Origin of the sequence: Pseudonocardia sp. N23 (assembly GCF_002583555.1) — a bacterium.
Lineage (GTDB): Bacteria > Actinomycetota > Actinomycetes > Mycobacteriales > Pseudonocardiaceae > Pseudonocardia.
The window spans coordinates 270,003-290,095 of record NZ_BEGX01000114.1; the positions used below are offsets into that span (position 1 = coordinate 270,003).

Here is a 20,093-nt window from a genome sequence, read left to right on the forward strand (position 1 = left end):
GGTTCCGACCGCGCGATGGCGGTCGTGACGCCGGCGCGACGACGTCAACGGTCCGGCCGAGTCTAGGCGAGCCGCCACGGGCCCCGATGCCGGACCGGTACGACGTGCGCGCCACGTCACCGTCACTGCCTGTCCATCGACGCGCCACGGCCCGCTCCAGCGCCGGCCCGGGCACCGGTCCGGGCGGGTCCGGGCAGGGCCGGGCCCGGGTCAGGACGCTGCGGAGCCGGCGACGGGCAGCACGACGTCGGCGAACGTGACGTCGACGGGGACGGGGCCGAGCACGGCACGGACCCGTTGCGCCACCGACTCGGCGAGCGCGGGCAGCGGTGTCCCGAAGCGGACGACGACCGCGACCTGGGCCGGCTCCGCCGGGCCGCCGACGCGGACGCCGAGCAGCCGCCGCCCCGGCAGGTAGGACGCGACCGCGCCGAACGGCCCACCGTCGAGGCGCTCCACGTCCGGGTGGGCGAGCACGGCGGCGGCGACGGCGTCGGCGACCTCGCGCGGCGCCGACGTGCCGGGCACGGGATGCGGGGCGGCGGGCTCGGTCACACCGTCACGCTAGCGCTCCGACGCACACGACGGGCCCCGGACGTCGACGTCCGGGGCCCGCGCACGTGGTGCGGCTACTTCTTGAACGCGTCCTTGACCTTCTCGCCGGCCTGCTTGAGGTTGCCGGCCACCTGGTCCTTCTTGCCCTCGGCCTCGAGGCTGCGGTCGTCGGTCGCCTTACCGGCGCCCTCCTTCGCCTTGCCGGCCATCTCCTGAGCCTTGTTGTCGATCTTGTCGCCCAAACCCATGTCGACCTCCTCGCGATGGTCCCGGCCCCGGGGGTGATCCCGGAGGCTTCGGTGCCGTCCACATCCGGGTACCCCGCACCCCGGCGACCTACACGGCGACGGGGCGGAGGATTTCGGGTCGCAGTATGGTGAGGACGGTCACAGTGCACACGGTGGTAAGCCTGTCCGGGTACGGGCCCACCAGGTTCGACATCCGGGGGGAGCGGTGACGGCGTTGCAGGATGCCGGAGACGTCCGTCCCGAGACGCGCCCGACGTCGCCGGCGCCAGCCTCGACGGGCCCTGCGGCGCGCACACCCCGGGACGTCCGCCCGACGGCCCGGCCACCGGCACCACCGCGGCCGGCACCCGGCACGGTGACCTCCGCCGCGGCTCCCGTCGTCGCCACACCCACCGACCTCGACGAGCAGACGCTGGTCGTGCGCGCCCAGGAGGGCGACGTCCGCGCGTTCGAGGCGCTCGCCCGTCGCCACCAGGTGGCTCTCTACCGGCTGGCGGTGCGGGTGCTCGGCAACCGCTCCGACGCCGAGGACGCCCTGCAGGACGCCCTTCTCGACGCGTGGCGGCGGATCGGGTCGTTCCGCGGCGACGCCGCGTTCTCCACCTGGCTGTACCGGATCGTGACGAACCGCTGCCTCGGCCTGCTGCGCCGCAGCCGGCCGACGACGCCGGTGGCCGACCTGTCGGAGGCGGGCGACGTCGTGGGGGCCACGCGGGCGGCGTCGCCGGAACGTCAGGCCGAGCTCGACGCGGGGATGACGGCGCTGGCCGCGGCCCTGGCGGAACTCCCGCACGACCAGCGGGTGTGCTTCGTGCTGCGTGAGCTGGAGGGCCTGGACTACACGGAGATCGCCGAGATCGTCGGCACCGGTGAGACGACGGTGCGCGGGCGCATCCACCGGGCGCGCAAGACCCTCGCGGAGGTGATGCGGCCGTGGCGCTGACCCCGAGGCTCACCCCGGAGGAGACCCGCGGGACCGACCCCGTCGACACCGGGCCGGTCGAGCTGCTCGCGTGCGGGCGCGACGCCGCCGAGGTCTGGGACCACGCCGCGGCCGGGACACTCGACGAGCACGAGCGCGACTGCCCGCACTGCGGGGCCGCGGCTGCCGACGCGCGCGGCCTGGAGGAGATGGTCGGGCACCTCGCCGGGCAGTCGCTGGTGCCGCCGGAGACGGTCGTCGACCGGGTCGTCGGGGCGGTACTGGCGGAGCTGCGGCCGCGGGACCTCATCCCGCTCGACTCGCCGCACGGCCCGGCGGCGCTCGACGCCGCGGCGGCCGCAGCGGTGCTGCGCGGTGTCGTCGACGCGATGGCGGGGATGCGGGCACGCAGCTGCCGGATCACGCGGCCGTCGGCACCCGGCGGTGCGCCGGGCCCGGCCGAGGTCGCGATGACGGTGACGGCCCGGTTCGGGGTCGACCTGGCGTCGACGACCGCGCGGGTGCGCCAGATGGTGCTGGCGGCGGGTGAGCAGGCGCTGGGGGTGCCGGTGGCGCGGGTGGACATCGAGGTCGTCGACGTGTTCGTCGACGGTGCGGGCACCGACGGGCCGGGCGGCTCCTCGTGAGCGGCGCGGACGTCCCGGTGACGACGTTCCGGGTGGGCGACGCACTGGTCGCGCGGGTCGCGGCGGAGGCCGCCGCGGCGGTGCCGGGCGTCGTGGCCCTGCGCACCGACCTGGCGGGGACGTTGCTGGGGCTGGCGGGCCAGGTGCTGGGGACGCGGCGGGCGCCGGTGGTGAGCGCGCGCGTCGACGGCGGCCAGGCGGAGGTGTCGCTGTCGGTCGTGACGCGCCTGGGGTTCAACTGCCGTGACCTGGCCCGGGCGGTGCAGCGGGAGGTCGCCGCGGCGGTCGGCGCCTACACCGGGCTGGACACGCTGGTGCGGGTGACGGTGGTCGACGTGCTGATCGACAGGGAGCCGGCGGCGCGCGACGACCTCAGCGTCCGGTGAGGACGCAGTCGCCGCAGGTGCCCCCGCCGGGCGCCTTGTAGTACAGGCAGCAGGAGCGGCGCCGGAACGTCCACCCGACGTCGGGCGGCACCGGGGCGAGGCGCTCCCCCGCGGCGGCGAGGGCGGGGTGGTCGAGCACGACCGCGGCGATCCGCGCGGCCCGCGCGGCGACGTGCGGACGCCCGTTGCCGACCAGGCGCCTGCCCGCGGCGACCGACGAGGCGGCGTTGCCCCACAGCGTCCGCGGCGACACCCCGACGAGGGCGCGGACAGCGTCGACGAGCGGGGCGAGGTGCTCGTCGACGAGGAGGTCGGCGAGCGCGGCGCCGAGGTCGGCGGCGTCGAGGCCCGGTCCGGCGAGAAACCCGGGGTCGGCGACCCACAGGGGCCACGGGCCGGTCACCGAGACGCGCCAGTGCACGTCGGCGGCGGTGAGGGCGGGGACGACGTCGTGCAGGACGGCGACGGCCAGCGGCGCCGACAGCACCCGGGCCGCCAGCCCCTGCATGGCGACCGACGCGGCGATCCGGTCGTCGACGGGACCGGCGTCGCCGCCGAGGACGCGGGCGACGTGGGTGATGCGGTCGGCCATCGGCGCCGGGTCGGTCCACAGGTCGGTCAGCGGCCGCCAGGTGGGGTCGGCGGCCTCGGCGGGGTTGGTGTCGACCCGGAAGAAGTCGTTGACGCCCGCGACGTCGGCGAGCGCGCCCCGGACGTCCACCCGTTCCCTCACGACACCCAGTGTCGCCCAGCGTGGCGGCGCGGATCGCGGACGCCCCCTGCCCCGTTCTCGCATGGTCACCGCGCGTCCGCCCGGCTGCGCCGAACAGGTGATGACGGCGCGTCACGGCGGGCCGCGGCGAGGACCGACTCGGGCCGGACAGCGGTGGTCGACCATCGATAACGGACGATCTTCGCAGGTCGGGCCGTAGTCGCGCTGCTCACTCACCCCGTGAGTAGCGAAATGCGGGGGCCGCATGCGACGCTTTGCGCGAATGACCGCACCCGGTGCCGCGCGCGGTCGCGTTTGCGGTGCGCAGACGGCCCCGGTTCCGACGAGGTCGTCCTGCCGCCGCGCGTCCGTGCAACGACGGGTATGGCATTCGAGTTCCCGGCTGGTGCACCTGAACGGACGAGCACCCGTGTCCCAGCGGGCGTGTCGGATACTCTGTTTGGAACCATTAGGTCCAGTCGTCCCGATGCGATCGTCGGGGTGCACCGAGACGACAGGAGGAGCTGTTGGCTGCGATCAGCGAGCAGACCGGAGGCCCTGAGGGCAGGTCGGGAGGGCTCTACTCCCCCGACCACGAGCACGACGCGTGTGGCGTCGCGCTCGTCGCCGATCTCAAGGGTCGCCGTGACCACGGCATCGTCCGCAAGGGCCTTACGGCCCTTCTGCGGCTGGAGCACCGCGGTGCGCGTGGTGCGGAGACCAACACCGGCGACGGTGCGGGAATCCTGATCCAGGTACCGGACGAGTTCTTCCGTGCCGTCGTCGATTTCGAGCTGCCGCAGGCCGGCGCCTACGCCGTCGGCACCGCGTTCCTGCCGTTCGACCGGGCCGAGGCCGACGCCGTGGTCGCGCGAATCGACGCGCTCGCGGCCGAGGAGAACCTGAGGGTGATCGGCTGGCGTGAGCTGCCGGTCGACCCCGACGGCGCCGACATCGGCCCGTCAGCACGTGCCGCGATGCCGGGCTTCCGCCAGCTGTTCGTGGCCGGCTCCGAGCCCGCCGCGGCCGAGGCGCCCACCGGCATCGAGCTGGAGCGCCGGACCTTCTGCCTGCGCAAGCGCGTCGAGCACACCACCGGTGTGTACTTCGCGAGCCTGTCGCCGCGCACCATCGTCTACAAGGGCATGCTGTCGGAACCCCAGGTCGAGGCCTTCTACCCCGACCTGTCCGACGAGCGCGTCATGTCGGCGCTGGCCGTCGTCCACTCGCGGTTCTCCACGAACACGTTCCCCGCGTGGCCGCTGGCACACCCGTACCGCTACGTCGCGCACAACGGCGAGATCAACACGCTGCGCGGCAACCGCAACTGGATGGCCGCCCGCGAGGCGCTGCTGGCCTCCGACGTCATCCCGGGCGACATGGAGCGGCTCACGCCGGTCGTCACGCCGGACGCGTCGGACTCGGCGACGTTCGACGAGGTGCTGGAGCTGCTGCACCTCGGTGGCCGCAGCCTGCCGCACGCCATCCTGATGATGATCCCGGAGGCGTGGGAGAACCACGCCGAGATGGACCCGGCACGGCGCGCGTTCTACGAGTACCACTCGACGCTGATGGAGCCGTGGGACGGACCGGCGCTCGTCGCGTTCACCGACGGCACCCTGATCGGTGCGGTGCTGGACCGCAACGGCCTGCGGCCCGCGCGGTACTGGGTCACCGAGGACGGACTGGTCGTGCTGGCGTCGGAGGTCGGCGTGCTCGACGTGCCGGCGTCGTCGGTGGTACGCAAGGGCCGGCTCGAGCCGGGCCGGATGTTCCTGGTCGACACCGCCGCGGGCAAGCTCGTCGACGACGACGAGATCAAGGGCGAGCTGGCCGCTGAGCACCCGTACGAGGACTGGCTGCACTCGGGCCTGATCCGTCTGGAGGAGCTGCCCGACCGCGAGCGCGAGCAGATCGCGCACTCGACGCTGCAGCACCGTCAGCAGACCTTCGGCTACACCGAGGAGGAGCTGACCGTCCTGCTGCGGCCGATGGCCGTGACGGGCGCGGAGCCGATCGGCTCGATGGGCAACGACGCGCCGATCGCCGGCATCTCCGAGCGCCCGCGGCAGCTCTACGACTACTTCATCCAGCTGTTCGCGCAGGTCACCAACCCGCCGCTCGACGCGATCCGCGAGGAGCTCGTCACGTCGCTGCAGAGCCAGCTCGGCCCGGAGCAGAACCTGCTGCAGGCCGGCCCGGCGAGCTGTCGCACGATCGTGCTGCCGTTCCCGGTGCTGGGCAACGACGACCTGGCGCGCATCGTCCACATCAACGACGACGGCGAGTACCCGGGCTTCGCGTCCTACACCGTGCGCGGCCTGTTCGAGACGGCCAAGGGCGGCAACGGGCTCGTCGAGCGCCTCGAGGAGATCAAGGCGGAGGTCTCGCAGGCCATCGCCGACGGTGCCCGGCTGATCGTGCTGTCCCAGCGCGGTGTCGACGGCGAGCACGCGCCGATCCCGTCGCTGCTGCTCACCGGTGCGGTGCACCACCACCTGGTCCGCGAGCGCACCCGCACCCGCGTCGGCCTCGTCGTGGAGGCGGGCGACGCCCGCGAGGTCCACCACATCGCGCTGCTCATCGGCTACGGCGCCGCCGCCGTGAACCCGTACCTGGCCATGGCCACCGTCGAGGACCTCGCCGACCGGGGCGACATCCCGGGCGTCGACGCCAAGACGGCGGCGAAGAACCTGGTCAAGGCGCTGGGCAAGGGCGTCCGCAAGACGATGTCCAAGATCGGCATCTCAACGGTCGCGTCCTACACCGGCGCACAGATCTTCGAGTCGATCGGACTCGGCCACGAGGTCATCGAGTCCTGCTTCACCGGCACCACGTCGCGCCTCGGCGGCGTCGGGTTCGACGTCCTCGCCGAGGAGGTCCTGCGGATGCACCGCAAGGCCTTCCCGTCCGACCACGTGCGCGCCACGCACCGCACGCTGGAGTCCGGCGGCGAGTACCAGTGGCGCCGCGAGGGCGAGCTGCACCTGTTCAACCCGCAGACCGTCTTCAAGCTGCAGCACTCGACGCGGCAGGGCCGCTACGACGTGTTCAAGGAGTACACCCGCGCGGTCGACGACCAGGCCGGTCGGCTGATGACGCTGCGCGGGCTGTTCAAGCTCAAGGAGGGCGTGCGCCCGCCGGTGCCTCTCGACGAGGTCGAGCCGGTCGAGTCGATCGTGACGCGGTTCGCCACGGGCGCGATCTCCTACGGCTCGATCTCGCAGGAGATGCACCAGACCCTCGCCATCGCGATGAACCGTCTCGGCGGCAAGTCGAACACCGGCGAGGGCGGCGAGGACACCGACCGCTTCACCCCCGACGCGAACGGCGACAGCCGGCGCAGCGCGGTCAAGCAGGTCGCGTCCGGCCGGTTCGGCGTCACGAGCGAGTACCTGGTCAACTCCGACGACATCCAGATCAAGATCGCGCAGGGCGCCAAGCCCGGCGAGGGTGGCCAGCTGCCCGGCAGCAAGGTCTACCCCTGGATCGCCAAGACCCGGTACTCGACGCCGGGCGTCGGCCTGATCTCGCCGCCGCCGCACCACGACATCTACTCGATCGAGGACATCAAGCAGCTCATCCACGACCTGAAGAACGCCAACCCGAAGGCCCGCATCCACGTGAAGCTGGTCAGCCAGGTCGGCGTCGGCACGGTCGCGGCGGGCGTGGCGAAGGCCTACTCCGACGTCGTGCTCATCTCGGGCCACGACGGCGGCACCGGCGCCTCGCCGCTGTCCTCGATCAAGCACGCGGGCGGTCCGTGGGAGCTCGGCCTCGCCGAGACCCAGCAGACGCTGATCGCCAACAACCTGCGTGACCGCATCGTCGTGCAGGCCGACGGCCAGATGAAGACCGGCCGCGACGTCGTCATCGCCGCTCTGCTGGGCGCCGAGGAGTTCGGCTTCGCGACGGCCCCACTGGTCGTGTCGGGCTGCATCATGATGCGCGTCTGTCACCTCGACACGTGTCCGGTCGGCGTCGCGACGCAGAACCCCGTGCTCCGCGAGCGCTTCGACGGCAAGGCGGAGTACGTCGTCAACTTCATGCGGTTCATCGCCGAGGAGGTGCGGGAGTACCTGGCCGCGCTCGGTTTCCGGACGCTGGAGGAGGCCGTCGGGCACGCGGAGATGCTCGACACCGACGACGCGGTGCGGCACTGGAAGACCCAGGGTCTCGACCTGCGGCCGATCTTCGAGATGCCCAAGCTCCCGGCGGGCAGCTCGCGCCACCGCACCCGCGGCCAGGACCACGGCCTCGAGAAGGCGCTGGACAACACCATGATCCAGCTCGCCGAGGGCGCGCTCGCCTCCGGCGACAAGGTCCGGCTCGACCTGCCCGTCCGCAACGTCAACCGCACCGTCGGGACGATGCTCGGCTACGAGCTCACCAAGCGGTGGGGCGGCGAGGGTCTGCCCGACGACACGATCGACATCACGTTCACGGGTTCGGCGGGCCAGTCCTTCGGCGCGTTCGTGCCCAGGGGCATCACGATGCGGCTCGTCGGCGACACGAACGACTTCTTCGGCAAGGGCCTCTCGGGCGGCCGGCTCACGCTGCGCCCCGACCCGTCGGCACCGTTCGCGGCCGAGGAGAACGTCATCGCGGGTAACGTGATCCTCTACGGGGCCACGTCCGGCGAGATCTTCGTGCGCGGCATCGTGGGCGAGCGCTTCTGCGTCCGCAACTCCGGGGCGCTGGCCGTCGTCGAGGGCGTGGGCGACCATGGCTGCGAGTACATGACGGGCGGCAAGGTCGTCATCCTCGGCCGGATCGGGCGCAACTTCGCGGCCGGCATGTCGGGCGGCACGGCCTACGTGCTCGACCTGCCCAGGCAGCGGGTGAACCCCGAGATGGTCGACGTCGACCCGCTCGACGAGGCCGACCGCGAGTTCCTGCGCGACGCCGTCGAGCGCCACCACGCCGAGACCGACTCGGCGGTGGCCCATGCACTGCTGACCGACTGGGACGTGGCCGTCGAACGTTTCGGCAAGGTCATGCCCAAGGACTTCAAGCGGGTGCTGCAGGCCCGCGCTGCCGCGGAGCGGGACGGCCGCAACGTGGACGAGGCGATCATGGAGGCCTCCCGTGGCTGACCCGAAGGGCTTTCTGACGACGGGGCGCGAGACTCCGAAGCGTCGCCCCGTCGACCTGCGCCTGATGGACTGGCGTGAGGTCTACGAGGACTTCCCCCGGGAGAACCTGGAGAAGCAGGCCGGGCGCTGCATGAACTGCGGCATCCCGTTCTGCCACCAGGGCTGCCCGCTGGGCAACCTGATCCCGGAGTGGAACGACCTGGTCTGGCGCCACGACTGGCGCGAGGCGATCGAGCGGCTGCACGCCACCAACAACTTCCCGGAGTTCACCGGGACGCTGTGCCCCGCCCCGTGCGAGGCGGCGTGTGTGCTGGGCATCAACCAGGACCCCGTCACGATCAAGCAGGTCGAGATCGAGATCATCGACCGCGCCTGGGACGAGGGCTGGGTGACGCCGCTGCCGCCGGAGGTCCGGACGGGCAAGAAGGTCGCCGTCGTCGGGTCCGGCCCGGCCGGTCTGGCCGCCGCCCAGCAGCTCACCCGGGTCGGGCACGAGGTCGTCGTGTTCGAGCGGGCCGACCGCATCGGCGGTCTGCTGCGCTACGGCATCCCCGAGTTCAAGATGGAGAAGTCGCGCCTCGACCGGCGGCTCACCCAGATGCAGGACGAGGGCACGCTGTTCCGCGCCTCCGTCGACGTCGGCACCGACATCACCGCCTCGCAACTGCAGGCGGAGTTCGATGCGGTCGTCCTCGCGGGCGGCGCGACGGCATGGCGCGACATCCCCGTCGAGGGGCGCGAGCTCACCGGCATCCTCCAGGCGATGGAGTTCCTGCCGTGGGCCAACCACGTGCAGCAGGGCGACATCGACGCGCCGCCGGTCTCGGCCGAGGGCAAGCACGTCGTGATCATCGGCGGCGGTGACACCGGCGCCGACTGCCTCGGCACGTCGCACCGCCAGGGCGCCGCCTCGGTGACGCAACTGGAGATCATGCCGACGCCGCCGGAGCACCGCACCGCCGAGATGCCGTGGCCGACCTACCCGATGGTCTACCGCGTCGCCTCCGCGCACGAGGAGGGCGGCGAGCGCCTGTACGCCGTCAACACGACCGAGTTCGTCGGCGACGAGGACGGCAACGTCCGAGCGCTGCGGATCGTCGACGTCACCCGCGACGACTCGGGCCGGTTCGTGGCGACGGAGGGCTCCGAGCGCGAGCTCCCGGCCGACCTGGTGCTGCTGGCCATGGGCTTCGTCGGCCCGGAGAAGGGCAACCTCGTCAACGACCTGGGCGTGGAGCTCGACGAGCGCGGCAACGTCGCGCGCGACGACCAGTACATGACCAGCGTCGACGGCGTCTTCTCCGCGGGCGACATGGGCCGCGGGCAGTCGCTGATCGTGTGGGCGATCGCGGAGGGCCGCTCGGCCGCCGCGGGCGTCGACCGCTTCCTGACCGGCCGGGAGGTCCTCCCCCGCCCGATCAACCCGACGGACCGCCAGATCGCCTGACGGCCACCGACGCGATGCGGGCCCGGACACCGACGGTGTCCGGGCCCGCTGACGTTCCCGGCCCGCTGACGTTCCCGGCCCGCTGACGTTCCCGGCCCGCTCGCGTTCCGGCCCGCTCGCGTTCCGGCCCGCTGACGTTCCCGGCCCGCTGCCCCGCTGCTGTTCCGCTGCTCCGTGCCCCCGGTACGCGACCCCGGCCCCCGCCGAGTTCGACACCGGACTGGTCCAGACCATGGTCAAACCAGTCCCACGTCGATCTCGGCGAGCTCTCCGGTTGGGCTCGCGCCTCAGGAAGCGGGCGGCTCGAACTCCGGGCCGTAGCGCGACAGGACCCGCTCGCGCATCGTGGGGTCGTTGCGCGGCACCGGCTCCAGGAAGATCTCGGTGAGATCGGTGAAGTGCGCGCGCAGGTCGGCGTCGATCTCGACGCACGCCCGCTCCAGGTCCGCGGCGCCCAGCGCGTCGTCGAAGTCCAGCCGGGCGCACAGCAGCACCTGGTCGGTGCCGAGCATCATCGTCAGCAGGTCGACGACGACGTCGACCTCGGGCCGGGCAGCCAGCGAGTCGCGGATGGCCAGGACCATCCGGGGGTCGGCCTGGCGGCCGATGAGCAGGCCCTTGTTGGTGCGCCCCAGGATGTAGGCGACGACCGTCAGCAGCAGGCCGATGAGCAGCGAGGCCAGACCGTCGTAGATCGCGGAGCCGGTGAGCTGGTGCAGCCCGACGCCGGCGAACGCGAGCAGGAGCCCGATCAGGGCAGCGCTGTCCTCGAAGAACACCGTCTTGATCGTCGGGTCGTCGGTGCGGCGCAACCACTCCAGCGGGGAGAGGTCGTCGGCGGCGGCCTCGCGGCGCAGCTGGCGGACCGCCTGGGTCCAGGAGGTGCCCTCGAGGACGAACGAGATCGCGAGGACGACGTAGGCCACCCAGACGACGGTCTGCGCGGCGTCCTCGCCGATGATCGTGCGGATGCCCTCGTATATCGCGAACACCGCGCCCGACACGAAGATCGAGACGGCGGCGATCAGCGCCCAGAAGAAGCGTTCCTTGCCGTAGCCGAAGGGATGCCGACGGTCGGGGGCGCGGGTGGAGCGGCGCAGCGCGGTGAGCAGCAGGCCCTCGGTCGCGGTGTCGGCGGCGGAGTGCGCGGCCTCGGCGAGCATCGCGGCAGAGCCCGTGAGCAGCCCGGCGACGAGCTTGAGGACGCCGATGAGGGCGTTGGCCCCGAGCGCGACCAGCACGGTGAGGGTGCTCTCGCCGCCCTCCTTCTCCTTCGTCCCCGTGTCGGGGCGCTCCGCGACGGCCACGCGGTGAGCGTATGACCCGGCGGGCCGCCGCGCCGCCCAGGCGACGGTTGCCCCCCGGTGGGACGTCGGCGGTGACCGGTTCGTCCTGATCTGCCGACGGCGCAAGGGTTGTGGGCGCCGGGCGGGGTGCGTCGCGTCGGCGTGTCGTGCCGGTCGCCGACGCCTGATGCCCGCTCGACGGCGATGGGCGGAGGACCGAAACTCCTTGCCCGCCCGCGCGTTGTCCGATTGACCGGGACCGGTGGAACGGGGAGCCTCCACCGGTCCCGGTTGGTCTGTGTCCGGGCCGGATGCGCCCCCGGGGTCACGCCGTCGCGACCCGGAAGACCGGGTAGCCGGGCGCGATCCCCAGCAGGGTCGCGTCGTCGGCGGAGGCGTCGACACCGTCGAAGAAGACGCCCACCTCGAACTTCCAGCGCCGCAGGTACTCGCGCAGGATCGCGGGCTTGTCGGCGTCGTCGACCTCGGTGACGGTGATCGCCTCGGTCCGGCGGCCGACGTGCAGCTCACCACCACCCGCGACCCGGATGTTGCGCACCCACTGGGTGACGCCGCGCGGGGCGACGAGATAGCGCTCGCCGTCGACCGTCAGCAGGTTGACCGGGGTGGTGCGCCACTCGCCGCTGGTGCGGCCGCGGACGGCGAGGACCCGGCTGCCCCAGAGGCTGACGCCGAGACGGGTGAGGCCCGCGACGGCGGCGTTCATCAGGCCGGTCGTGCGGGTGGGGGCGATGTAGCGGGTGGCGTTCATGATGTCCTCCTCAATCAGAGAGCAGTGCTCTCGGTAGAGAACAGTCAACCGCCACGGCCGACAGAAGTCAAGAGCGGTGCTCTCGAAACGGAGAGTCGCTCAGGACTCGACGAGCTCCAGGTCGAACGCGTCGTCGCCGATCCACACGCGCAGACCTTCGCCGTCCTCGGTGATGAAGCCGTCCTCCTCCTCCCCCAGCTCGCGGATCGCTCCCAGCGCACGGACGCTCAGCTCGACTCTGCCCTCCCCGATGTCCACCGGCCGGTACTCACGGGCTAGACGGGCGGTACGGCTCTCCGTGGCGAGCCAGCGCGCGTTCTCCGCACCGACCTCGGCCACCCACGTCATCGTCGACATGGGGTGGAGTATTCGCCGCCGCAGACGCCACGAGAAGATCGTGTCCGCCAGGCGAGAAGATCAGCCCGCCACGAGAAGGTCGGGCACGGGGAATGTCAGGCACGGGACGGTCGGACCCGGGACGGTCAGGCCGGCACGTACTCCGCGGCGGCCTCGGCCGGCTCCCGCAGCGCGGCGGCACGCAGGCGCGCCATCCGCACCCGGTAGTAGATGCCGAACGCGGCGGCGGTCACCGTCGCCATCCCGGCGCCCACCGCCAGCCCGACGAGCGGGTCGTCGGCGACGACCGGGCCCAGCAGCATGCCCGCCACCAGCATGTAGACGCCCCACAGCGACGACGACACCAGCGACCCCGGCACGAACCGCCGCACCGGCAGCCCCACCCGGCCCGCAATCGCCGTGCTCACGAGCCGCCCGCTCGGCACGAACCGCGCCGCGACGAGCGCGACCAGCGGCCTGCGCAGCGTCGTCGTGGTCACCCACTGCGCGATCGGCCCTGCCCGGTCGACGTGGCGGGCGACGAGCGCCGTCGACGACCTGCCCAACGTGTGCACGAGCAGGTCGCCCGCGACGCAGCCCAGCAGCGCGGCGACGACCAGCAGGGCGACCCCGCCCAGGTCGCGGTCGGCGAAGGCGGCCGCGTACCCCGTCATCAGCAGTGTCTCGCTCGGCAGGATCGGGAACGGGGCGTCGAGCGCGATGAGGACGACGAGCGCCAGCGGGAGCCACGGGCTGTGCAGCACGGTGGTGCAGATCGAGACGACGTCCACCCGCGTGCTCCCCTCTCCTGGCGGCGACCTGATGTCGATGGTCATCGATCGACGCCCCGGAGTCAGTGGGGGCCGCCCGCCGACCAGAGGTAGGGCCAGCCTCACCCCCAACGGGCGATCGGGCAATCGGCCGGTCGGAGCAGCGCGGCGAGCGGGGGCCCACACGCGGCCCCCGTCGTCCGGCTACCGTTCGCCGTGGCCCACCACGCGGTGCGGGCCGACAACCGGGAGGTGTGATGACGGTCCGTCCGCTGGAGGGCCTGCAGGTCGTGGAGTGCGCGAGCTTCGTCGCGGGCCCCACCGCGGGACTCGCGCTGTCGCGCCTGGGTGCCGACGTCGTCCGCATCGACCCGCTCGGTGGCGCGAACGACCACAAGCGCTGGCCCGTCGCCCCCAGCGGCGACAGCTACTACTGGGCCGCGCTCAACCGGGGCAAGCGCAGCATCGCCGTCGACATGCGCTCCGACGAGGGCCGGGAGCTCGTCGTCGCCCTCGTCGCCGCGCCCGGCCCGGACCGTGGCGTGCTCGTCGACAACATCGTCGGAAGGCGCTGGATGTCCAACGAGGTGCTCACCGCGCGCCGCGCCGACCTGATCCACGTCCGGGTGCAGGGCCACCCAGACGGCCGGCCGGCCGTCGACTACACGGTCAACGCCGAGGTCGGGCTGCCCGAGATCACCGGCTCCGTCGAGGGCGGCGCCCCGGTCAACCACGTGCTCCCCGCATGGGACCTCATCACCGGCATGACCGTCGCGACCGGGGTACTCGCCGCCCTGCGCGACCGCGACCGCCACGGCCGCGGCGCCTACATCGAGATCGCGCTGGCCGACGTGGCGCTCGCCGGCGTCGCCGACATGGGCTGGCTGTCCGAGGTCGCCGCGAGCGGGCAGGACCGCCCCCGGCACGGCAACCACGTCTACGGCAGCTTCGGCGTCGACTTCCCGTGCCAGGACGGTGAGCGCGTCATGGTCGTCGCTCTCACCGAGGGGCAGTGGCGGGCACTGTGCACGGTCACCGGCACCGGCGAGGTCTTCTCCGCGCTCGAGGCCGCCCTGGGCGCCGACCTCACCCTGGAGACCGATCGCTACCGGCTGCGCGAGACGATCGCGGCGATCCTGCGACCGTGGTTCGCCGACCGGAGCCTGGAGCAGGCCAGCCGTGAGCTCGACGAGGCCCGCGTGCTGTGGAGCGCCTACCGCGGGATGACCGACGTCGTCGCCGCGCACCGCAAGGGCACCTATCCCGTGCTGTCGGACGAGGTGGTCCCCGGGGCCGGGGCGGTCGTCGCGGCCCGGACCCCGCTGCGCTGGAACGGCGACCACGGACCCACCGGTCCCTCCCCGCTGCTGGGCCGCGAGACCGACGAGGTGCTGGCCGAGCGGCTCGGGCTGTCGTCGGCGGAGATCGGCGGGCTGCACGACCGCGGCGTCGTCTGAGCGCTCCTATACTCCGCCGATGCCGAGCTACGCGGTGCTGCTGCGCGGGATCAACGTCGGGGGCAACCGCAAGGTGCCCATGGCGACGTTGCGGGAGCTGTTGTCGGGCATGGGGTTCGCCGACGTGCGCACCCTGCTGCAGAGCGGCAACGCCGTGTTCACCGCGCCCCGGTCGATGCCGGAGAAGCTCGCCGCCCGGGTCGAGAAGGCGCTCGAGGACGAGTTCGGCGTGGCCATCCGCGCCATCGTGCTCACCCGGGCCCACCTCGACGACGTGATCGCCGCGCACCCGCTCGCCGACGTCGCCGACAACGGCTCCCGGATGATGGCGCTGTTCCTCTCGGCCGACCCGGAACCCGCCGTCGCGAGGGAGTTCGACGCGCTCGCGCTGGACCCGGAGCGGGCGCGGATGGGCGACCGCGTGATCTACCAGTGGTGTCCCGACGGGGTCCTGAAGGCGCCTGACGTCGCGACGTTCGCGGCGAAGAAGTGGGGCGTGACCGTCACCGGCCGCAACTGGAACACCGTCACCAAGCTCGCTGCGATGCTGGCCGGCTGACACCTGCGGCAGGGGGGCGTCCTCCCCCACGGGAGGGAGGCTGACCACACCACGAATTCGGGGTCATCCCCCACGACGCGGGGCCGCCGCGTCGGCACGATTCTCCTCATGACGAACACGGCGTACTGCGAGGTTCCCGGTTCCGACATCCCGCGAGGCACCATGGCCCGCTCGGCACGGATCGCCGCGCTGCCCCTGGCCTTCGGTGGCCGGGCCGTCGCCGGCTGGGGCAGGCGCATCGCCGGCGCCGACGCGGAGCAGGTCTCGGCGAGCGCGACGGAGCGGAACGCCGAGCAGCTGTTCGCCGTGCTCGGGCAGCTCAAGGGTGGCGCGATGAAGGTCGGCCAGGCGTTGTCGGTCTACGACTCGATGATCCCGGCCGAGATCGCCGAGCCCTACAAGCGGGCGCTGGCCAAGCTGCAGTCCGCGGGTCCGACGATGCCTGTGAGGGCGGTGCACCAGGTGCTCGCCCAGCAGCTGGGCCGCGACTGGCAGCGCCGCTTCCGCTCCTTCGACGACACCCCGGCCGCCGCCGCGAGCGTCGGCCAGGTGCACCACGCGGTGTGGGCCGACGGGCGGGAGGTCGCGGTCAAGGTCCAGTACCCCGGTGCGGGCCAGGCCCTCGACGCCGACCTGCGCACCCTGGAACGGTTCTCCACACTGTTCACGCTGATCGTGCCCGCGCTCGACGCGAAGGCCCTGATGCGGGAGCTGCGCGACCGGATGCTCGACGAGCTCGACTACTGCGCCGAGGCCGACCGTCAGCGCCGCTTCGCCGCCGCGTACGCAGGCGACCCGTACCTGTACGTCCCGGCCGTCGTCGCCTCGGCGCCGAAGGTGATCGTCTCGGAGTGGCTCGACGGGGTGCCGCTGGGCCCGATGACGGCGCGGCCGGCGGGCGACGCCGTCGAGCAGGCCCGCCGCGACGAGTGGGCGCACACGATCATCGAGACGATGTTCTCCTCGCCTGCGCGGGTGGGGATGCTGCACGCCGACCCGCACCCGGGCAACTTCATGGTGCTCTCCGACGGCCGGCTCGCGATGATCGACTTCGGTGCCGTCGCCGAGCTGCCCGACGGGTTCCCGCCGGTGCTGGCCCGCATCCTGCGCCACGTCGCTGACGCCGAGCCCGCGAAGATGATGCGGCTGATGCTGGCGGAGGGGTTCGTCGGCGGGGACGTGCCGGCCGAGGACGTGCTGCGCTACATCGGCGCCCTCGCCGACCCGCTGCGCACCGACACCTTCCGTTTCCACCGCGCGTGGATGGCCCAGCAGGGTTCGCGGGTGATGGACCTGCGCGGCCGGGCGTTCCGGGAGACCGGCCGGTCACTGGCCCTGCCGGCGCAGCACATGCTGATCGTCCGGGTGCTGTCTGGCTGGACGAACATCCTGGCCCAGCTCGACTGCACCGTCGCCGCCCGCGCCCTGGCGGACGAGTGGCTGTTCTGACCGGCGTCCCGTCGAACCTCCGCCGGGTTCGGCACGAGGCTGGTTCCGACCATGATCGAACCATCCTGGTGTCGACCGGCGGAGGTTCTTCAGGTCGTCGGGGCCGGGGCGCGGTCGAGCAGCAGTCGCACCGCCAACGCACCGAGGACGCCTCCCATGAGCCACCGCTGGACCCGCACCCATGACGGCCGCCGCCCCAGCACCCGGGCCAGCGTCGACGCGGAGCAGACGATCAGCGCGTTGACCGTCAGCGCCACGACGATCTGCACCGCCCCGAGCGCGAGGCTCTGCTCCCACACCGGCGCCCCGCCGGGATCGACGAACTGCGGCAGCAGCGCGACGTAGAGCACGGCGATCTTGGGGTTGAGCAGGTTCGTCGTCAGGCCCATGGTGAACAGCCGCCACGTCGGGTCGGCGGGGAGGTCCTTCGCGGCGAACACGGCGTCGCCACCCGGGCGCAGCGCGCGGAACGCCAGGTACAGCAGGTAGGCGGCGCCCGCGACCTTCAGGACGGTGTAGGCCGCCGGGACCGCCGCGAACAGCGACGCGACCCCCGCCGCCGCGGCCACCAGGTACACCCCGAACCCCGCGGCCACCCCGAACAGCGACACCAGCCCGGCGCGGCGGCCCTGGGTGATGCTGCGCGACACCAGGTACAGCATGTTCGGGCCGGGGGTGAGGACGAGCCCGAGCGCCACCGCCGCGATGCCCGCGGCGGCCGCCCCGTCGATGACCATGCCGCCAGTCCACGCGCTCGGCGGCTGCGCCGCGAGGGCCGATCCGGAGAAAGTGGCCGTCGCACCGATGAGTCCCCGCGGCACCCGTCGTCATCACTGACGACCGCACCGCTTCCGCAGGAGGACATCATGACGGCCCCCGATCGCCGCCGCGGCCGCGGCCGGACTGGTCGCGTTCATGATCGGTGCCGCGATCACGCAGGTGTTCGTGCTGGACAACCCGGCCTACGTGGTGACCCCGCTGATCATCGGCGCACTGATGGTGTGGGTCGCCGTCGCACGCCGGCAGCGGACGATCGAGTTCCTCCGCGGCCTGGGCCGCTGAGCCGCCCACCGCCCGCGGGCCCGCCGGACACCGGTGGGCCCGTCGGTCCGCCGGTCACTGCTTGCGGACCGACCACTCCCATTTCTTGCCGACGACGTTCGACGCCCTGCCGCCCATGTCGTTGCCGACGATCGATCCCTTGTAGACGGCGTAGCCGCTGTTGAAGGTGAGGGTGATGGTGGCACCGCGCTGGGTCCAGGTGTCGCTGGACTTGTCGAACGTGCCCGTCGGGCTGGTGTAGGCGAGCCGCGATCCGGGCTTGAAGCGGAAGACGTAGTAGCGGCCGTCGGAGTCCGTGCCCGACCACACGCTGCCCTCCAGGGACGGCGTCAGCGGCCGGTCGGCCCGCTCGGCGGCACCGGTGCCCGCCGTCGCCACCGTGCACCCCGACAGGGCGAGGACCGCCGCAGCCAGCACCGTGACCAGCACCGCCACCCGACTCCGCGCCACCTCGTTCCCCTCCCGTACCGACATCGCCCGTGCGGGTCATGTTTTCCGGATCCACCCGAACCGCGCAACCGGACCGGACCCCCGTCACGGGCCGACGACGGGTCCGGAAGGATCATTGTCATGCGGATCACACTGCTGGCGGTGGGTTCACGCGGGGACGTCGACCCGTTCCTCGCCCTCGCCGTCCGGCTGCGGCGGGCGGGCCATCGGGTCCGCCTGTCGACGCACGACGAGTTCGCCCGCGGCGTCGGCGCCGCGGGGATCGAGTTCGCGACGTTGCCCGGCAACCCGCGGGCCGTGCTCGCGAGCCCCGAGGGGCAGGCGATGCTCACCGCACGCAACCCGTCCACGGTGACGCGGCGGATGTCGGAGATCGTCGGCCCGGCGCTCGACGAGGCACTGCCCGCCGCCGTCGACGCGAGCCGCGACGCCGATCTCGTCGTGTTCGCGACGCTCGCCGCGATCGGCCCGACGGTCGCCGAGATCGTCGGCGCACAGGCGGTCGCCGCCCATCTCCAGCCGCAGACGCCGACGCGGGCGTTCGGGCCGACCGGCGCCCCCGGCGCCCGGCAGGCCCCGGCGCTGCTGCGCCGCCCGCTGTGGGCCCTCACCGACAGGCTGCTGTGGAAGGCGTTCCTGCCGACGCTGGCCGCGCAGCGAAGCGCCCGGGGCCTGCCGGAGCTGCCCGCCGGGCCACCGTCGACGTGGCCGGTGGGCCGCCGCCCACCGACGGTGTACGGCTACTCCCCCGTCGTCGTCCCCACACCCGGCGACTGGCCGCCCGACGTACACGTCACCGGCTACTGGACGGCCCCCGACGACCCGACCTACGAGCCACCCGCCGCGCTGGCCGACTTCCTCGCCGCGGGGCCCCCGCCGGTGTACGTGGGGTTCGGCAGCATGCCCGACCGCGACTCCCGGGGCCTCGCGGAGTCCGCACTGACGGCGGCGCGGCGGGCCGGCGGGCGGGTCGTGCTGCTGTCGGGCTGGAGCGGGCTCGCCGCAGCCGATCACCCGGACGTCATCGTCGTCGACGACGTGTCGCACCGCTGGCTGTTCCCGCGGGTCGCGGCCGTCGTGCACCACGGTGGAGCCGGCACCACCGCGGCGGGACTGCGCGCCGGGCGGCCGACCGTCGTCGTGCCGTTCTTCGCCGACCAGTTCTTCTGGGGCCGCCGCATCGCGGCACTCGGCGCGGGCCCGGCCCCGATCGCCCGCGAGAAGCTGACGACGGCCGCGCTCACCGACGCGGTCCGCGACGCGCTGCGGCCCCCGCGGACCGCCGCCGCCACGGGGCTCGGGGCGCGGCTGGCCGCCGAGGACGGGACCGGGGCGGGCGTGGCGGTGCTGGAGCGGCTGGGCGCACGGGGCTGAGGGGCGGGCGGGCATGATGGGGGCGTGGCCCAGAAGGCGCGGTCGGCCGCGCGCAGACGCACGATCCTGGTGACGGTCGCCGTCGGACTCGCGGCGATCGCCTGGATCGTGAAGGTGGCGGTCGAGGCCGCGCTGTCCGACGGCGGCACGGTCGACCTCGGGGTGCTGCAGCTGCGGCTGTTCTACAACACCGGCGTCTCGTTCAGCTTCGGCTCGTCGCTGCCGCTGTGGGTGGTCGTCCTGGTCACCGGCGCGATCACGCTGGCGATCGCGATCTACGCGTGGGTCGCCGCCTCCGACGTCTCGCTGCTCGGGTTGATCGGGCTCGCCGCCGTGGTCGCGGGGGCCGCGACGAACCTGGTCAACCGCACCGTCGACGGTGCCGTCGCCGACTACTTCCACACCGGCTGGTTCGCGACGTTCAACCTGCCCGACACCTACATCACCCTCGGTGTGGTGTGCATCGGGCTGTCGGTGCTGTTCCCCCCGCGCACGCCCGGGTCCGAGCCGGAGCCCGACGTCGCCGAGCCGAAGGAACGCTCGGAGGGCTGAGCCGCCCCCACGG

The 20,093-nt window shown here is 73.0% G+C and carries 20 protein-coding genes; 11 read left to right on the plus strand and 9 right to left on the minus strand.

The genetic code is table 11. The annotated features are described in order from the left end of the window. Positions 1-210 precede the first annotated feature (210 nt). Both TOK_RS25680 and TOK_RS25685 read right to left on the minus strand, forming a co-directional pair. On the minus strand, positions 211-555 hold the full coding sequence (locus TOK_RS25680; RefSeq protein ID WP_253258634.1) for a hypothetical protein: 345 nt from the start codon (positions 553-555) through the stop codon (positions 211-213). A gap of 74 nt (positions 556-629) precedes the next feature. After that, a complete protein-coding gene (locus TOK_RS25685) occupies positions 630-803 on the minus strand; it encodes a CsbD family protein (RefSeq protein ID WP_098960532.1) in 174 nt (57 codons plus the stop codon). Between the two features lie 355 nt (positions 804-1,158). On the opposite strand from TOK_RS25685, the gene TOK_RS25690 reads away from it, so the two are divergent. Genes TOK_RS25690 through TOK_RS25700 form a run of 3 tightly spaced genes read left to right on the plus strand, consistent with a single transcriptional unit; the run spans position 1,159 to position 2,758 of the window. Further along, positions 1,159-1,746 (plus strand): RNA polymerase sigma factor, encoded by a 588-nt coding sequence (locus TOK_RS25690; protein ID WP_253258635.1) that lies wholly within the window; start codon positions 1,159-1,161, stop codon positions 1,744-1,746. Then, complete coding sequence (locus TOK_RS25695; protein ID WP_253258636.1) at positions 1,737-2,372, plus strand: Asp23/Gls24 family envelope stress response protein; 636 nt, start codon at positions 1,737-1,739, stop codon at positions 2,370-2,372. The genes TOK_RS25690 and TOK_RS25695 overlap by 10 nt, the downstream gene beginning before the upstream one ends. Further along, complete coding sequence (locus TOK_RS25700; protein ID WP_098960533.1) at positions 2,369-2,758, plus strand: Asp23/Gls24 family envelope stress response protein; 390 nt, start codon at positions 2,369-2,371, stop codon at positions 2,756-2,758. The genes TOK_RS25695 and TOK_RS25700 overlap by 4 nt, the downstream gene beginning before the upstream one ends. On the opposite strand, the gene TOK_RS25705 is transcribed toward TOK_RS25700, so the two are convergent. After that, positions 2,745-3,491 carry a (2Fe-2S)-binding protein gene (locus tag TOK_RS25705; RefSeq protein ID WP_172457783.1) on the minus strand — a complete coding sequence of 249 codons (747 nt, stop codon included), beginning with the start codon at positions 3,489-3,491 and terminating at the stop codon, positions 2,745-2,747. The genes TOK_RS25700 and TOK_RS25705 overlap by 14 nt on opposite strands. 506 nt (positions 3,492-3,997) lie before the next feature. Between TOK_RS25705 and gltB the strand changes: the two genes are divergently transcribed. After that, the gene (gene gltB / locus TOK_RS25710) at positions 3,998-8,566 is read left to right on the plus strand and encodes a glutamate synthase large subunit (protein ID WP_098960535.1); all 4,569 of its coding nucleotides are present in this window, start codon (positions 3,998-4,000) and stop codon (positions 8,564-8,566) included. Then, entirely contained in the window at positions 8,559-10,013 is a 1,455-nt protein-coding gene (locus TOK_RS25715) for a glutamate synthase subunit beta (protein WP_098960536.1), read from the plus strand. Before gltB ends, TOK_RS25715 begins: the two co-directional genes overlap by 8 nt. A gap of 287 nt (positions 10,014-10,300) precedes the next feature. Here the strand turns inward: TOK_RS25715 and TOK_RS25720 are convergent, their stop codons facing one another. The 4 genes from TOK_RS25720 to TOK_RS25735 form a co-directional block, all read right to left on the minus strand. Then, positions 10,301-11,320 carry a cation diffusion facilitator family transporter gene (locus tag TOK_RS25720; RefSeq protein ID WP_098960537.1) on the minus strand — a complete coding sequence of 340 codons (1,020 nt, stop codon included), beginning with the start codon at positions 11,318-11,320 and terminating at the stop codon, positions 10,301-10,303. A gap of 304 nt (positions 11,321-11,624) precedes the next feature. Next, entirely contained in the window at positions 11,625-12,071 is a 447-nt protein-coding gene (locus TOK_RS25725; RefSeq protein WP_098960538.1) for a nitroreductase family deazaflavin-dependent oxidoreductase, read from the minus strand. A 99-nt stretch (positions 12,072-12,170) separates the two neighbouring features. Then, positions 12,171-12,428, minus strand: a complete 258-nt coding sequence (locus TOK_RS25730) for a hypothetical protein (protein WP_098960539.1) — start codon at positions 12,426-12,428, stop codon at positions 12,171-12,173. A 125-nt stretch (positions 12,429-12,553) separates the two neighbouring features. After that, entirely contained in the window at positions 12,554-13,198 is a 645-nt protein-coding gene (locus TOK_RS25735) for a DedA family protein (RefSeq protein ID WP_098960540.1), read from the minus strand. A gap of 236 nt (positions 13,199-13,434) precedes the next feature. On the opposite strand from TOK_RS25735, the gene TOK_RS25740 reads away from it, so the two are divergent. From TOK_RS25740 to TOK_RS25750, 3 genes are all read left to right on the plus strand, one after another. Continuing rightward, the gene (locus TOK_RS25740; protein ID WP_098960541.1) at positions 13,435-14,634 is read left to right on the plus strand and encodes a CoA transferase; all 1,200 of its coding nucleotides are present in this window, start codon (positions 13,435-13,437) and stop codon (positions 14,632-14,634) included. Positions 14,635-14,653: 19 nt separating this feature from the next. Beyond that, on the plus strand, positions 14,654-15,193 hold the full coding sequence (locus TOK_RS25745; protein WP_098960542.1) for a DUF1697 domain-containing protein: 540 nt from the start codon (positions 14,654-14,656) through the stop codon (positions 15,191-15,193). 108 nt (positions 15,194-15,301) lie between these two features. Further along, positions 15,302-16,642, plus strand: a complete 1,341-nt coding sequence (locus tag TOK_RS25750) for an AarF/ABC1/UbiB kinase family protein (RefSeq protein ID WP_098960543.1) — start codon at positions 15,302-15,304, stop codon at positions 16,640-16,642. Positions 16,643-16,731: 89 nt separating this feature from the next. Here TOK_RS25750 and TOK_RS25755 read toward each other — a convergent pair whose 3' ends face one another. Beyond that, the gene (locus TOK_RS25755; protein WP_098960544.1) at positions 16,732-17,379 is read right to left on the minus strand and encodes a LysE family translocator; all 648 of its coding nucleotides are present in this window, start codon (positions 17,377-17,379) and stop codon (positions 16,732-16,734) included. Between the two features lie 178 nt (positions 17,380-17,557). On the opposite strand from TOK_RS25755, the gene TOK_RS25760 reads away from it, so the two are divergent. Continuing rightward, positions 17,558-17,704, plus strand: coding sequence for a hypothetical protein (locus TOK_RS25760; protein WP_216362102.1), 147 nt, complete (start codon positions 17,558-17,560; stop codon positions 17,702-17,704). Between the two features lie 54 nt (positions 17,705-17,758). On the opposite strand, the gene TOK_RS25765 is transcribed toward TOK_RS25760, so the two are convergent. Further along, entirely contained in the window at positions 17,759-18,139 is a 381-nt protein-coding gene (locus tag TOK_RS25765; protein WP_098960545.1) for a hypothetical protein, read from the minus strand. 135 nt (positions 18,140-18,274) lie between these two features. Here TOK_RS25765 and TOK_RS25770 point away from each other — a divergent pair, with 135 nt between their 5' ends. Further along, positions 18,275-19,528: a glycosyltransferase gene (locus TOK_RS25770; RefSeq protein ID WP_098960546.1), complete on the plus strand. Its 1,254-nt coding sequence runs from the start codon at positions 18,275-18,277 to the stop codon at positions 19,526-19,528. Between the two features lie 24 nt (positions 19,529-19,552). Next, positions 19,553-20,080 (plus strand): signal peptidase II, encoded by a 528-nt coding sequence (locus tag TOK_RS25775; RefSeq protein ID WP_098960547.1) that lies wholly within the window; start codon positions 19,553-19,555, stop codon positions 20,078-20,080. The last annotated feature ends 13 nt before the right edge of the window (positions 20,081-20,093 follow it).